The sequence below is a fragment of the Streptomyces sp. NPDC034049 genome (assembly GCF_055575575.1).
The window spans coordinates 53,255-66,453 of record NZ_JBVISJ010000009.1 but is presented as its reverse complement, the minus strand read 5'-3'; the positions used below and the strand labels follow the sequence as shown (position 1 = coordinate 66,453).

At 70.7% G+C, this 13,199-nt stretch carries 13 protein-coding genes and 3 pseudogenes; 8 read left to right on the top strand and 8 right to left on the bottom strand.

Annotated features, from left to right (window positions below):
- Positions 1-105 precede the first annotated feature (105 nt).
- The gene (locus tag ACZ52C_RS25265; RefSeq protein WP_469076879.1) at positions 106-969 is read left to right on the top strand and encodes a 3-hydroxybutyryl-CoA dehydrogenase; all 864 of its coding nucleotides are present in this window, start codon (positions 106-108) and stop codon (positions 967-969) included.
- Positions 970-1,021: 52 nt separating this feature from the next.
- Here ACZ52C_RS25265 and ACZ52C_RS25260 read toward each other — a convergent pair whose 3' ends face one another.
- Positions 1,022-1,972: an AraC-like ligand-binding domain-containing protein gene (locus ACZ52C_RS25260; RefSeq protein WP_469076878.1), complete on the bottom strand. Its 951-nt coding sequence runs from the start codon at positions 1,970-1,972 to the stop codon at positions 1,022-1,024.
- A 408-nt stretch (positions 1,973-2,380) separates the two neighbouring features.
- On the opposite strand from ACZ52C_RS25260, the gene ACZ52C_RS25255 reads away from it, so the two are divergent.
- Together ACZ52C_RS25255 and ACZ52C_RS25250 are read left to right on the top strand one after the other, a co-directional pair.
- Positions 2,381-3,562 carry an acyl-CoA dehydrogenase family protein gene (locus tag ACZ52C_RS25255; RefSeq protein WP_469076877.1) on the top strand — a complete coding sequence of 394 codons (1,182 nt, stop codon included), beginning with the start codon at positions 2,381-2,383 and terminating at the stop codon, positions 3,560-3,562.
- Complete coding sequence (locus ACZ52C_RS25250; RefSeq protein ID WP_469076876.1) at positions 3,559-4,053, top strand: flavin reductase family protein; 495 nt, start codon at positions 3,559-3,561, stop codon at positions 4,051-4,053. Before ACZ52C_RS25255 ends, ACZ52C_RS25250 begins: the two co-directional genes overlap by 4 nt.
- An 86-nt stretch (positions 4,054-4,139) precedes the next feature.
- Here the strand turns inward: ACZ52C_RS25250 and ACZ52C_RS25245 are convergent.
- From ACZ52C_RS25245 to ACZ52C_RS25220, 6 genes and pseudogenes are all read right to left on the bottom strand, one after another.
- Positions 4,140-4,304: pseudogene (locus tag ACZ52C_RS25245) on the bottom strand (electron transfer flavoprotein subunit alpha/FixB family protein); the annotation flags it as partial.
- Between the two features lie 154 nt (positions 4,305-4,458).
- Entirely contained in the window at positions 4,459-5,637 is a 1,179-nt protein-coding gene (locus ACZ52C_RS25240; RefSeq protein ID WP_469076875.1) for an acyl-CoA dehydrogenase family protein, read from the bottom strand.
- A gap of 53 nt (positions 5,638-5,690) precedes the next feature.
- Positions 5,691-6,926 (bottom strand): CaiB/BaiF CoA transferase family protein, encoded by a 1,236-nt coding sequence (locus tag ACZ52C_RS25235; protein WP_469076874.1) that lies wholly within the window; start codon positions 6,924-6,926, stop codon positions 5,691-5,693.
- A gap of 61 nt (positions 6,927-6,987) precedes the next feature.
- On the bottom strand, positions 6,988-7,428 hold the full coding sequence (locus ACZ52C_RS25230; protein ID WP_469076873.1) for a PhlB family protein: 441 nt from the start codon (positions 7,426-7,428) through the stop codon (positions 6,988-6,990).
- A gap of 264 nt (positions 7,429-7,692) precedes the next feature.
- Positions 7,693-7,791: pseudogene (locus ACZ52C_RS25225) on the bottom strand (IS5 family transposase); the annotation flags it as partial.
- Between the two features lie 191 nt (positions 7,792-7,982).
- Positions 7,983-8,096: pseudogene (locus tag ACZ52C_RS25220) on the bottom strand (transcriptional regulator); the annotation flags it as partial.
- A gap of 183 nt (positions 8,097-8,279) precedes the next feature.
- Here ACZ52C_RS25220 and ACZ52C_RS25215 point away from each other — a divergent pair.
- The 5 genes from ACZ52C_RS25215 (at position 8,280) to ACZ52C_RS25195 (ending at position 11,264) form a co-directional block, all read left to right on the top strand.
- Complete coding sequence (locus tag ACZ52C_RS25215) at positions 8,280-8,897, top strand: nucleotidyltransferase family protein (RefSeq protein ID WP_469076872.1); 618 nt, start codon at positions 8,280-8,282, stop codon at positions 8,895-8,897.
- A complete protein-coding gene (locus ACZ52C_RS25210; protein WP_469076871.1) occupies positions 8,881-9,186 on the top strand; it encodes a hypothetical protein in 306 nt (101 codons plus the stop codon). The genes ACZ52C_RS25215 and ACZ52C_RS25210 overlap by 17 nt, the downstream gene beginning before the upstream one ends.
- Positions 9,183-9,950: a metallophosphoesterase family protein gene (locus tag ACZ52C_RS25205; protein WP_469076870.1), complete on the top strand. Its 768-nt coding sequence runs from the start codon at positions 9,183-9,185 to the stop codon at positions 9,948-9,950. Before ACZ52C_RS25210 ends, ACZ52C_RS25205 begins: the two co-directional genes overlap by 4 nt.
- 120 nt (positions 9,951-10,070) lie before the next feature.
- Positions 10,071-10,490, top strand: coding sequence for a hypothetical protein (locus tag ACZ52C_RS25200; RefSeq protein ID WP_469076869.1), 420 nt, complete (start codon positions 10,071-10,073; stop codon positions 10,488-10,490).
- 87 nt (positions 10,491-10,577) lie between these two features.
- Positions 10,578-11,264, top strand: a complete 687-nt coding sequence (locus ACZ52C_RS25195; protein ID WP_469076868.1) for a DUF6766 family protein — start codon at positions 10,578-10,580, stop codon at positions 11,262-11,264.
- A gap of 19 nt (positions 11,265-11,283) precedes the next feature.
- Here the strand turns inward: ACZ52C_RS25195 and ACZ52C_RS25190 are convergent, their stop codons facing one another.
- Entirely contained in the window at positions 11,284-13,185 is a 1,902-nt protein-coding gene (locus ACZ52C_RS25190; RefSeq protein WP_469077163.1) for an ABC transporter ATP-binding protein, read from the bottom strand.
- Between the last annotated feature and the right edge of the window lie 14 nt (positions 13,186-13,199).

The following is a 13,199-nucleotide window of genomic DNA, read 5'->3' as shown; positions in this document are numbered from 1 at the left end:
TCGAGCAGGTCAGAGGGGGTGCGCCCGGCCTACGCTCGACACGACACCACACACCGTCGGGCGACGGTCGACCGCCGCCCGACGGAGGAACAGACGGAGAAACACATGACAGCGATTCTGCACGTGGGCGTCGTCGGCGCGGGCCAGATGGGCCGGGGCATCACCGAGGTGTGCGCCCGGGCCGGGCTGCACGTCACGCTGTGCGATGTGACCGAGGACAGGGCCCGTGCCGGTCTGGCGGGCGTGGCGGACTCCCTGCTCAAGGCGGAGAAGCGCGGTGCCATCGGGCCTGAGGACCGCGCACATGCCCTGGCCGGGATCTCGGTCACCGGCGAGCTCTCCCGACTGGGCGATGCGGACCTGGTCATCGAGGCCGCAGTCGAGGACGAGCAGGCCAAGACGGAGTTGTTCCGGCGGTTGGGCACGGTCACCGACCCTGCCACCGTACTGGCGAGCAACACCTCCTCGATCCCGATCGCCCGGCTCGCCGCCGCGGCCGGCCGACCGGAGTCGGTGGTCGGGTTGCACTTCTTCAACCCGGTCCCCGTCATGCCGCTGGTCGAGATCATCCCCACACTGCACACCTCGAAGGACACGGAACTGCGTGTGCGTGCCTTCGCGAGCGAGACGCTGGGCAAGCAGACGATCGTCGCGCAGGACCGCGCGGGCTTCGTGGTGAACTCCCTGCTGATTCCCTACCTGTTGGCAGCGGTGCAGATGGTCGGCTCCGGCGCGGCGACGGCCGAGGACATCGACACGGGGATGACCGCCGGCTGCGCTCACCCCATGGGGCCGCTGCGCCTCGCCGACCTGATAGGTCTGGACACGGTGGCGGCGATAGGCGAGGCGCTGTACGAGGAGTACCGGGAACCGCTGTACGCCCCTCCCCCGTTGCTGCGCCGCATGGTCGAGTCGGGTCTGCTGGGCCGTAAGTCGGGGCAGGGTTTCTTCAGCTATCGAACTGCCTGAGGGCCTGCCGACAGTCCTCGGGAGCAACTCCTTCGTCGGCCGCCGGCCGATGTCATCGACGGGCCCCGCGCGCCTCCCGGGGACTCATGCCGTACGCCGCCTTGAAGGCATGGCTGAAGTGGGCCGGGTCCGCGAAACCCCAGCGCCCGCCGACCGCGCCGACCGGCAGGTGGTCCAGGGCAGGATCGGCGAGGTCGCGGCGGCACCGGGCGAGACGCTGTTCCCGGATCCAGCCCGAGACCGTGTACCCCCGCGCCGCCAGCAACTTGTAGAGGTAGCGACGGGAGATGCGGTGGGCTGCCGCGATCCCCTCGGGGCTCAGCCCGGGATCGGCGAGCCGCTGCTCCATGTGCACGAGTACCCGCTCGGTGAGCCGGTCCGAGCCGTCCGCCTCGGATGTCCGAACGACGTCGGCGCGCTCCACGAGCAGGGTGCCGATCAGGTCGACGACGTTGTCGACGAGCCGTGGCGTGGCCCTAACCTCCAGGTGCTCCATCTGACGCGCCAGCCCTCGCAGGAGGGGCAGGACCACCTGTCCGAGGCCGTCGTGGCAGGGCACCGGCGTCGCCGTCACACGCGTCAGGTCACGTTCCGTCAACTGCAGCATGCTCTGCGGGAACATCAGGACGAGGCCGGTGTGGGACTGGTCGAGATCGTAGGTGAAGGGGCGGCGCGTGTCGTAGATGACCAGTTCGCCCGGGCCGATCCGGGCCTGACGGTCCAGCTGGGTGAGCACGCCCTGTCCGGTGAGTTGCAGCGTGAGCTGGAAGAAGTCGGGGGCGTCGGAGGCGATGTGCCGACGGGTACGAGCGATTCTGTGCGGTGCGGCCGAGATGACCGACATCTGCACCTGGCCGACCCTCACGGCGTGCAGTGACGCCCTGAAGTCGGTGCTCTCGCGGGGCAGGACCTCCAGGGGCACCAGGTTCTCGCTCACGGCGTTCCGCCAGCATTCCAGCCGCTCGGTGTCCGTGCCGTCGCTGGGCGTCGTGATCCGGGGCATGCGGCTCTCCTCCCGGTGCGTTCGGCCCCTTGGGAACGGGCTCGGACGGCACTCCTGGCGAGGAATGGTAAATCCTCCGGGGCGATCCGCAAACGGCTCCGTAAGTGTTCTCAGGCACGCAAATTACCTGTGCTCCCGGACACAAGCAGGACCTTCGTTCGGCCCCGCATCATGCGAGCAGTTACCGAGGCGCCTCGTACGGCGTTCGTGCAGGACGAGCACGGACGCCCCCGCGAAGGCGGGCGGGTACGGCCACGGGCGACGCTTCCCCGTCCACGCCGACCGTCCCGGAACGGCCGCCGTTCTCTCACCGGGACGGCCGTTCCGCGCAAACCGTGTGAGGCATCCTCCATCAGCCACGAAGCGGCCCGGACGCTCCCCGACCGCACACATCCCCAAGGATCGATCATGACGACGTTGCTCGAAGCGAACTCGCCCAACGATTGGGCAAGCGATGACGGCGTACTCAGCCGCGTCCGTGCGCATCTACCCGAGATCGCCGCACGGTCAGCCGAGGCCGAGGAGGCCCGGGCCGTTCCCGCGGAGATCGTCGCCGCTCTGCGCGAGGCCGGTGTGTTCCGGATGAGCCTGCCCAGGGCATGGGGCGGCGAGCAGCTCGACCTGGTGCGGAGCGCTCGGGTGGTCCGGGAGATCTCACGGGCCGACGGGTCGACCGGCTGGACCGTTCAGGCGGCCTCGATGGCCTGGTTCTTCGTACGATCGCTGCCGCGGGAGACGCTTGAGACAGAAGTGTTCGGCGACGGCGCCGACCTGATGCTCCGTGGGGCGATAGCCCCCAAGGGCAGAGCGACCCCCGTGGCGGGCGGCTACCGGCTCAGTGGGCGCTGGCCGCTGGCCAGCGGCTCGTTCACCCCGGACTGGCTGCTGGCGGGCTTCGTGGTCGACGGCGCTCCCCCGCTGCCGGACGGCCGCCCGGACATGCGTGTCGCGCTGCTCCGGCCCGAGCAGGCCACGTTCCTCGACACCTGGGACGCGGTGGGCCTGCGAGCCACGCAGAGCACCGACTTCACGATGGACGACGTCTTCGTTCCCGAGCGTTTCACGGGGCCGCTGGTGGGCGACAACCACATCCCCGCGCCCTTCTACGGCCTGCCGTACGCCGCCACCGGCGCCTCGCACGACGCCGTCATCATCGGTTGTCTCGACGGTGCGCTCGGCGACCTCGCGGATCTGGCCGTCACCAAGCGGCCGGCGTTCGATCCGAGGATGGTCATCGGTGAGGACCCGGTGTTCCAGGAGAAGTTCGCCGAGCTGCATCTGCGCACCGCCGCGCTGTGGGCACTCCTTGAGCAGACCGGCCGCACGGTCATGAACCGAGCGCTCGCGGGAGACGAGCCCACCCCGACCGAGTGGTTCGGTCACACCGGCGGCCACCAGCACATCCACCACGAGGGCATCCGGATCCTCAACGAGATCATGACGCTGTCGGGCAGCTCCGGGCTCTACAGCTCGAACCCCATGCAGCGGCGCTGGCGCGACGTCCGCTGCGTCTCCCAGCACGTGGCCGGCAACAACGGCTCGCTGCGGCGTCTGGGCGCGGTCCTGTCGGGTCTGGAGGACGTCCGATGAGCCCGCTCGTGACGACGCCTACGGATCCCGCCGTGCTGCGCCAGGCGTTCGGCTGCTTCCCGTCCGGGGTGACGGCTCTGTGCGCACTCGATGCGGGTACGCCGGTGGGCATGGTCGCCAGTACGTTCACGCCGGTGTCTCTTCAACCGCCCCTGGTCTCGGTCTGTGTCCAGGACACCTCGGCGACCTGGCCGAAGCTGCGCGGACAGGTCCGGCTGGGTCTGAGCGTCCTGGCCGAGGGACAGGATCTGGTCTGCCGCTCGCTGGCCGGCCGGGACGGCGACCGGTTCACGAGCGTCGACTGGGAGAACGGCGAGAACGGCGGCGTGTACATCCACGGTGCCAACCTCTGGCTGGACTGCTCGGTCCATGCCGAGCTCCCCGGCGGCGACCACACCATCGTCCTGCTGGAGATCCACGGGCTGAGGGCTGATCCCGACCGGGAACCGCTGGTGTTCCACGGCAGCCGGTTCCGGCGCCTGGCCGCCTGACGAGCCGACGGCCGAGGCGGAGCTCCGGCCCTCACCATGGGTGACGGGCCGGCAGCTCCGCCTCGGCACGTCGGGGCGGGCTCGCGTCAGCTGCCGGCGCGGCGGGCCGTCACGTCCCGCGTGCGCTGGGGAGCCACTGCGAACAGGTCACCCACGACGCCGTAGTCGGCCAGGCCGAAGACGGAGGCTTCCGGGTCCTTGTTGACCGCGACGATCGTCTTGGAGGTCTGCATACCGGCGAGGTGCTGGATGGTGGCGCGCTCGTTGATCTCGTCCAGGACGAGGTCGGCGTCCTTGCGGTCAAGGGTGTGATCGGACTCGGAGAGCGTGCGTTCGGCAGCCGTGCCCGGGACCTGCTTGACGAGTACGACGATGTTCACGGTCGTCTTCCTTCAGTCCGGGCGGTCACCGGAAAGCCGGGTAGCCGGTGATCGCCTGCCCGACGACCAGGGTGTGCATCTCGCTGGTGCCTTCGTAAGTGAGGACGGACTCCAGGTTGTTGGCGTGGCGCAGCGGCGAGTACTCCAGGGAGATGCCGTTGGCGCCGAGGATCGTGCGGCACTCCCGCGCGATGGCGATCGCCTCCCGAACGTTGTTGAGCTTTCCGACGCTGATCTGCTCGGGCCGGATGCGGTGCTGGTCCTTGAGCCGACCGAGGTGGACGGCGAGCAGCGCGGCATTGCCCACGGAGACGCTCATGTCGGCGAGCTTCTTCTGGGTGAGCTGGAAGGCGCTGATGGGCTTGTCGAACTGCACCCGGGAGTCGCCGTACTCGATGGCCGCCTGAATGCAGTCGCGGGCCGCGCCGACCGCGCCGAAGAGGATGCCGAAGCGGGCCTCGTTCAGGCAGGACAGCGGTCCGCGCAGGCCCTCGGCGAGCGGCAGTCGCGCCGAGTCGGGCAGTCGTACGTTGTCGAAGTACAGCTCCGAGGTGATGGACGCGCGCAGCGACATCTTCTGCTTGATGTCCTGGGTGGTGAAGCCGGGAGTACCGCGCGGGACGAGGAAGCCGCGGACTCCGTCCTCGGTCTGCGCCCAGACGGTCGCCACATCGGCGATGCCGCCGTTGGTGATCCACATCTTGGAACCGTTGAGGATCCAGTCGGCGCCGTCACGGACGGCCCTGGTACGCATCCCTGACGGGTTGCTGCCGAAGTCGGGTTCAGTCAGGCCGAAGCAGCCGATCGCCTCACCGGCGGCAAGCCGGGGCAGCCACTCCTGCTTCTGCTCCTCCGAGCCCCACCTCCAGATGGAGAACATCGACAGCGAGCCCTGCACGGAGACGAAGCTGCGGAAGCCGGAGTCCGCGGCCTCCAGTTCCAGGCAGGCGAGGCCGTAGCTGACCGCGTTCGTCCCGGCGCAGCCGTAGCCTTCGAGGTGCATGCCGAGCACGCCCAACTTGCCCAGTTCCGGGGCGAGTTCACGAGCGAAGTGGGCGTTCTCGAACCACTCGCCGATGTGCGGGCGCACCCGGTCGGTGAGGAACTTGGCGACGGTGGCCTGGATCTCGCGTTCCTCGTCGGTGAGGGTGGAGGAGAGGTCGAGCAGGTCGAGGGGGTCCTTCATCGGCTTGGCGCCGTTCATGGTGAAGCTCCTGGGTTCGTGGTGATCAGTTCGGTCATGTACCGCGCCGGGGGTCAGTCGGCCGGTTCTTCCGGCGCGGAGGTGTGTTCGCGGGGGCGGTGCAGAACCTCGGTGGTGTGCTGTCCGAGGCGCGGTGGCGGCAGGCGGTAGCGCGCGGGCGTGTCGCTCAGCGTGATGGGGCTGGCGACCTGGCGGAAGGACCTGCCCACCGCTCCGTCGGCGGGGATGTCGACGATGCCGGGGAGGCCCAGCTTCTGGGCGAAGTCGAATGCCTCGTCGAGGGTGTTGACCGGGCCGGCGGGCACCCCGGCGGCCAGGAGGACGGCCGACCAGTGGTCGGCCCCGGCGGCGCTCAGCCGCCGCGTCAGGATGTCCCGCAGTTCTGTGCGGTGTGCGACCCGGTCGGCATTGGTGCGGAAACGGTCGTCGAGCGCGAGCCCCGGTTCCCCGACGAGGTCGGCGAGCGCCGCGAACTGCCGGTCGTTGCCCACCGCGATGGCGATCGGACGATCGGCGGCCGGGAAGGTCTCGTACGGTGCGATGCTCGGATGCGCGTTGCCCATACGACTGGGCACCACACCGGCGACGACGAAGGCCGACGCCTGGTTGACCAGGGCCGACAGCAGCGAACTGAGCAGGTTCACCTCCACGAGCTGTCCCTCCCCGGTGGCGTCCCGGTGCCGGAGGGCGGCGAGGATGCCCAGCGAAGCGTGCAGGCCGGTGATCACATCGACCAGGGCCACGCCCGCCTTCATCGGCTCCCCTGCCACGTCGCCGGTCACGCTCATCAGACCGCCGACGGCCTGCACCAGCAGGTCGTATCCAGGGATCGTCGCGCCCGCGCCGCCGCCGAAACCGCTGATCGAGCAGTAGACCAACCCCGGTTGCCGGGCGCGGAGTTCGCCAGGGCCGAGTCCGAGTCGTTCCATCGTTCCGGGACGGAAGTTCTCCACGAGCACGTCGGACTCGGCGACCAGGGCGCGGGCCTGTTCGCGGCCGACGTCGGTCGTCAGGTCCAGTGCCACGGACCTCTTGTTCCGGTTGACGCCGAGAAAATAGGTCGACGTGCCGTCGTGGTCCGCCGGCGGGTGCCAGGCCCGGGTGTCGTCTCCGATGCCCGGCCGTTCGACCTTCACCACATCCGCCCCGAGGTCGGCGAGGAGCATGGTGGCATAGGGCCCCGCGAGAACCCGGGAGAAGTCGGCGACGCGCAGTCCGTCCAGCGCGCCACGCCCGGCCCCCGCGACAACGTCGGCCCATCCGACCGGCGCATTCTGCTGGGTGCTCACGCACCCTCCTCTCTGATCGTCCGTCCTTCGCTCGCGCATGGCTTCGTCCCGGTCGTTCCCCTCACCAGCGGCGCTCGCAAGCCGGCGGGCGGGTGGGTTCGACGACGGGAAGTCCCTGACCGAGGGGAGCGACGGCCCGTACGACACTCACCCTCGATCCGACGGCGACCGACGCCGTGTCGGTGGCCCGGCAGAGCAGGTTGAAGCCCTCGTTCATCGCGACGAACCACGTGTTGTGCGGGACCTGGCCGTGGCGCCGAACGACAACCCCGTCGCCGGCGCTGCGTTCGCGTCGAAACGTCACGGACCCGCAGGCACGGCAGAACGAGCGGCGGTAGGCCGGAGTGCCGCACCAGAGGCAGCACTGGAAGAAGAGTTCGCCGCTTTCCGCCGGTGCCTTCGGCGTGGCGGATGCGGTCGTGGCGGATGCGGTCGTGGCGGCGGCAGCCGCTTCGCGGTCTTCCACGAGCTCGTAGTGTTCACGGATGTCTGTCTGGAGCATCACAGCCTCCTTCACGCAGTTCGGTGACCCGGAACGGGAGATCGCCGATCCGATCCGGCTCCACCACCCTGGCCCTGCCTCGGACGGCCGGTCAACGACGAACTGACGCATCTTTGTGCGCGGAACGCGTTCCATTCACCGAGGTCAGAGCCACTTTCCAGGCGCTACGCTCGCAGCGGCCCAGAGAACCTGTCAGCGTGGGAAGAGCACCTTCACAGGGACGGATCTGTGCCCACGGGGGCTGCGATGCGAGGACCTCTGCGGCAGGGCTTCGCAGTCCCGCGCCAGACGGCGGTGTTGCCTCAGCCGACCGAAGGTGCGCTCGATCACCCACCGCTCGGGCAGCGGATCGAAACCCTTGGTCCGTGGGTCACCGCACGACCTCCACGTCGATGCTCAGGCCGCCGTGCGTGAAGATGCCGCTCCGGTGGCCGCCGTCGGCCCATACCTCGGTTGGCCGCGACGCGGCCCCCATGAAGTGAGCGCGAGTTGTCGCCACGGCAGCCGGCACGCGAAATCGGGGTCAGCCGGCGAGGGTTACGCCCCCTGAGCTCGTCGGCGGTCCGGGCCAGATGGAGCAGGTGCGCGCGTTCGGCTTCGTCGAGCTGGAAAGCGCGGGCGACGGCTTCGAGGACGCCCGGGGAGACGCCGGAGAGGTTGCCGCGCTCCGGTGTCATGACGTCGAGCTCTCCACCCGCTGAGCGGAGGGCTCCACCGCCGATGCCTCCCTCCTCGGGCACCGGCCCGCCACCGTGCCGGAGCGCCACCGCTCGGCCTGCCGCGACGACTCAGGCTGAGGCCACGCACCCGCACATCTGGCCATCGGCCGGGGTCGCACTATCGTTGAAGGCATGGGCGATCTCGCCGGCCCGGACGACGACGGGCTCCCTCCCGATCGGACCCAGGCCATCCTCGAAGCGGCCAAGGAGGTCGCTTCGCTGCTCAAGGCCGGTGGGCATCCCTTCGCGCTGGCGGGCGGCGTCGCCGTGTACGCCCACGGCGGCCCGGGGACGCTCCAGCACGACGTCGACTTCTGTGTGCTGCCGGAGGACATCGAGGCGGTCACCGCCACCCTGGAGGCCGCGGGGCTGACCGTGGTGGAGCCGCCCGAGGACTGGCTGCTGAAGACCCGGAGCCAGGGCCAGGAGGTCGACCTGATCTTCCGGCCGTCCCGGGCCCCGGTCAGCCGCGAACTGCTGGACCGGGCGGAGGTGCTGTCGGTCCAGTCCGTGTGGATGCCCGTGCTGGCGGCGACGGATCTGCTCGTCGGGCGTCTCCTGGCGTTCTCCGAGCACTACTGCGACTTCGGTGCCGTGCTGCCGATCGCCCGCACCCTGCGCGAGAAGATCGACTGGGGCCGGGTGCGGCACGAGTGCGGTGCCGAGCCGATGCCGGCCGCGTTCCTCTTCCTGCTGGAGCGCCTCAACGTGATCGAGCCGGAGGAGACCGGCGATGGCGACAGAACATGAGCACCCGCCGGCGGACGGCCCGGGACACCGCGCCGCACACCCGCCGGCCCACACCGAGTACCGCATAGCCCATCTGGAGGAGCGGCTCGCCCGGAGCGATCTGGCCGAGCTCGGGATGCGGATCGAGGCGCGCGGCGACGCGGTGCACATCACCGGCACGGCGTCCACCGTGGCCGATCGTGAGGTGATCCTGCGTCTGGCGGCGGAGGAGCTGCCGGGTGTGCCCGTGCGGGCGGACATCACGCTGGCCGACGTCACCGCGCCGGACCGTCCCGAGGAGCTGTCGTGATCCGGGTCGCGGCCGTCGGGGACATCCATCTGGGGCCGGACAGCCGAGGTCTGCTCCGCCCGGCGTTCGACACCCTGCCCGACCACGCCGACCTGCTGCTGCTCGCCGGGGACCTGACCCGGCACGGCACACCGGAGGAGGCGCGGGTCGTCGCCGACGAGCTGGCGGGGCTGCCGGTGCCGGTGGTCGCCGTCCTCGGCAACCACGACCACCACGCCGAGCGGCCCGAGGACGTGACGGCCGTGCTGCGGGACGCGGGGGTGACCGTGCTGGAGGGCGAGGGGACCGTCGTCCGGGTCGACGGGGTACGGGTCGGGGTGGCCGGCACGAAGGGGTTCGGCGGCGGCTTCGCCGGGCGGAGCGGCAGCGAGTTCGGCGAACCCGAGATGAAGGCGTTCGTCCGTCACACTCGGGGGCTCGCGGACGGACTGCGCCGGGCGCTGGACGAGTTGGCCGAGGACGGCTGCGTGGTCCGGATCGCGCTCACCCACTTCTCCCCCGTACCGGACACGCTCGTCGGTGAGCCGCTGGAGATCTATCCCTTCCTGGGCAGTTATCTGCTGGCCGAGGCGATGGACGAGTCCGGCGCCGATCTCGCCGTTCACGGCCACGCCCATCTGGGCACCGAGCACGGCATCACCAGCGGTGGGGTGCGGGTGCGCAATGTCGCCCAGCCGGTGATCCGGCGTGCCTTCGCCGTCTACCGGCTGCCGGTGGACGGGGACCGAGGCGCGGGCACGGGCGCGGGCTTGGAGGGGTCGTAGCGCCGGTTGCCCCGGCCGGGGGACGGCGGGCACGGCCTGCCGCGCGGCACCCGGGCGCGGTCCGGCGGCGTGGTTACCGTCCGTCGACATGTGCGCGGACGACCCGACGGGAGGCCCCGGATGCCCTGGCGGTGGCGAGGCGCGGTCGCGGCGGGTGCCGTCCTGCTGCTGACGACCGGCTGCGGATCGGTCGAGGAGCGGCGGATGGGAGCCCGGGACGCGGCCCTCGACTTCGAGCGGGCGCTGGGCGCGGAGGACGGGGCCGCCGTGTGCGCGGTGCTGGCGCCGGGCGTCCGGGACGAGGTCGAACAGTCCTCGGGGACACCGTGCGAGGAGGCCGTCCTGGAGGAGGACGTTCCGTTCGTCGCGGCGGCGGACGACGAGGTCGGGGGCGTCGATGTCGCCGGACGCCGGGCCCGGGTGGAGTTCCCGGCCGACACCTTGTTCCTGTCGCGTTTCTCCGACGGCTGGAAGGTGGTCGCGGCCGGGTGCACCCCGCGTCCGGAGCGGCCCTACCGGTGTCTGCTGAAGGGCGGGTGAGAACGTCGTGCGCGTGATGTTCGTCCTGTGCCTGCTGGTGATCGCGGGCGGTCTGGCCTACTGCGTCACACTGGGGGTGCTGCACCGATGACCGGGTCCGTACGGCGGTTCGCGCGGGACAACGGTCTGGGGCTCGTCTTCCTGACGCTGTTCGTCCTCGCCCTGGTCGGTCAGGCGATCGCCGGTCACGCCGACTTCGACAACCAGCTCGCGGCGGAGGACCTCCAGCGGGTCTCGCTCGGCGAGTACGTGACCTCGTCGGACTTCGCGGTCGACGTGACGGAGAACTGGCAGTCCGAGTACCTGCAGTTCTTCCTGTACGTCTTCCTGACGGTCTGGCTGGTGCAGCGCGGATCGCCCGAGTCGAAGCACCCGGACGTCAGCGGGGTGGAATCGGACGAGGATCAGCGGGTGGGCCCGCACGCCCGCCCGGACTCACCCCGCTGGGCGGCGGCCGGCGGCCTGCGGCTCAAGGTGTACGCGAGTTCGCTGGGCTGTGTCATGGGGACCGTGTTCGTGCTGTCGTGGCTGGCGCAGTCGATCACGGGCGTGGCGGCGTACAACGAGGAACAGCTGCGGCAGCTCCAGGCTCCCGACAGCTGGTCCACGTATGTCGCCTCGGCCGACTTCTGGAACCGTACGCTGCAGAACTGGCAGTCCGAGTTCCTCGCCATCGCCTCCATGGCGATCCTCTCGATCTATCTGCGCCAGCGCGGTTCCCCGGAGTCCAAACCGGTCGGGGCCGCCCACACGAGCACCGGCGTCGAGGGCTGACCCGCCGGGGACGGCACGGTCACCGGGCCGCCGCCACCGCTGTCTCCGCCCCGGGTTCGTGGGCCTTCGCCCTCTCGAACTGGGTCCGGTACAGCTCCGCGTACCGTCCGTCCGCCGCGAGCAGTTCCTCGTGCCGGCCGCGTTCCACGATCCGGCCCGCCTCGACGACGAGGATCTGGTCGGCGGTCCGTACGGTCGACAGGCGGTGGGCGATGACCACGGCGGTCCTGCCCTCCAGCGCCTCCGCGAGGGCCTCCTGGACGGCGGCCTCCGAGGTGTTGTCGAGGTGGGCGGTGGCCTCGTCGAGGATGACGACGCGCTGGCGGGCCAGGAGCAGCCGGGCGATCGTCATGCGCTGGCGTTCGCCGCCGGAGAGCCGGTAGCCGCGTTCGCCGACGACGGTGTCGAGCTCGTCGGGCAGGGCGCGTACGAGGTCGTCGAGGCGGGCCCGGCGCAGGACGTCCCACAGGTCGTCGTCGCCGGCGTCGGGGCGGGCGAGGAGCAGGTTGGCGCGGACGGTGTCGTGGAAGAGGTGGCCGTCCTGGGTGACCATGCCGAGGGTGCCGCGCAGCGAGGCCGCGCTGAGGTCGCGTACGTCGACGCCGCCGATCCGGACCGTGCCCGCGTCCGCGTCGTAGAGCCGGGGCAGCAGTTGGGCGACGGTGGACTTGCCGGCGCCCGAGGAGCCGACGAGGGCGACGGTCTGGCCGGGTTCGGCACGGAAGGAGACGCCGTGCAGGACCTCGGTGCCGCCCCGGGTGTCGAGGGAGGCCACCTCCTCCAGTGAGGCGAGGGAGACCTTGTCGGCGGACGGGTAGCCGAAGCGGACGTCGTCGAACTCGACGGCCACCGGGCCCTCGGGGACCTCGCGGGCGTCGGGCTTCTCCTCGATGAGCGGCTTGAGGTCCAGTACCTCGAAGACGCGCTCGAAGCTCACCAGGGCGCTCATGACCTCGACGCGCGCCCCGGCCAGCGCCGTCAGCGGCGCGTACAGCCGGGTCAGCAGCAACGCCAGGGACACGATCGCGCCGGCTTCCAGGGTGCCGCGCAGCGCGAACCAGCCGCCGAGGCCGTACACCAGGGCGAGCGCGAGGGCCGAGACGAGGGTGAGGGCGGTGATGAACGCCGACTGCGCCATCGCGGTACGGATGCCGATGTCCCGTACCCGGCGGGCCCGTTCGGCGAACTCGGCGGACTCGTCGTCGGGCCGGCCGAAGAGCTTGACGAGGGTGGCGCCGGGCGCGGAGAAGCGCTCGGTCATCCGAGTCCCCATGGCCGCGTTGAGATCGGCCGCCTCCCGCTGAAGCCGGGCCATGCGCCGGCCCATGCGCCGGGCGGGGACCACGAAGACGGGCAGCAGGACGAGGGAGAGCAGGGTGATCTGCCAGGAGAGGGTGAGCATCACGGCGAGGGTCAGCAGCAGCGTGACCAGGTTGCCGACGACTCCGGACAGGGTGTTGCTGAAGGCGCGTTGGGCGCCGATGACGTCGTTGTTGAGACGACTGACGAGCGCTCCCGTACGAGTACGTGTGAAGAACGCGACCGGCATGCGCTGCACATGATCGAAGACGGCGGTTCGCAGATCGAGGATGAGCCCCTCGCCGAGCGTCGCCGAGAGGCGTCGCGCCACGAGGCCGAGCGCCGCCTCGGCGACGGCGATGACGGCGATGAGCACGGCAAGGCGGACGACGAGGTTCTCGTCCCCGTCCGAGACGATCACGTCCACGACGTTCCCCGCGAGCACGGGCGTCGCCACGGCGAGCAGCGCGGTCACGACGCTGAGGCCGACGAACCACGCGATACGGCGACGATGTGGACGGGCGAAGGCGCCGATACGCCGTAGCGTGGTCCGGGCGAGGGGGCGGCTGTGCTGCTGGGCGGTCATCATGCCCTGCAGCTGGGTCCAGGCGGTGGTCTCCATACTCATGCGGACGA

What these genes read in the sequence shown, in the direction of transcription:
- ACZ52C_RS25265 (WP_469076879.1), top strand. Translation starts at nt 106, where the DNA reads ATGACAGCGATTCTGCACGTGGGCGTCGTCGGCGCGGGCCAGATGGGC.
- ACZ52C_RS25260 (WP_469076878.1), bottom strand. Translation starts at nt 1,972, where the DNA reads ATGCCCCGGATCACGACGCCCAGCGACGGCACGGACACCGAGCGGCTG.
- ACZ52C_RS25255 (WP_469076877.1), top strand. Translation starts at nt 2,381, where the DNA reads ATGACGACGTTGCTCGAAGCGAACTCGCCCAACGATTGGGCAAGCGAT.
- ACZ52C_RS25250 (WP_469076876.1), top strand. Translation starts at nt 3,559, where the DNA reads ATGAGCCCGCTCGTGACGACGCCTACGGATCCCGCCGTGCTGCGCCAG.
- ACZ52C_RS25240 (WP_469076875.1), bottom strand. Translation starts at nt 5,637, where the DNA reads ATGAACGGCGCCAAGCCGATGAAGGACCCCCTCGACCTGCTCGACCTC.
- ACZ52C_RS25230 (WP_469076873.1), bottom strand. Translation starts at nt 7,428, where the DNA reads ATGCTCCAGACAGACATCCGTGAACACTACGAGCTCGTGGAAGACCGC.
- ACZ52C_RS25215 (WP_469076872.1), top strand. Translation starts at nt 8,280, where the DNA reads ATGGGCGATCTCGCCGGCCCGGACGACGACGGGCTCCCTCCCGATCGG.
- ACZ52C_RS25210 (WP_469076871.1), top strand. Translation starts at nt 8,881, where the DNA reads ATGGCGACAGAACATGAGCACCCGCCGGCGGACGGCCCGGGACACCGC.
- ACZ52C_RS25200 (WP_469076869.1), top strand. Translation starts at nt 10,071, where the DNA reads ATGCCCTGGCGGTGGCGAGGCGCGGTCGCGGCGGGTGCCGTCCTGCTG.
- ACZ52C_RS25195 (WP_469076868.1), top strand. Translation starts at nt 10,578, where the DNA reads ATGACCGGGTCCGTACGGCGGTTCGCGCGGGACAACGGTCTGGGGCTC.
- ACZ52C_RS25190 (WP_469077163.1), bottom strand. Translation starts at nt 13,185, where the DNA reads ATGGAGACCACCGCCTGGACCCAGCTGCAGGGCATGATGACCGCCCAG.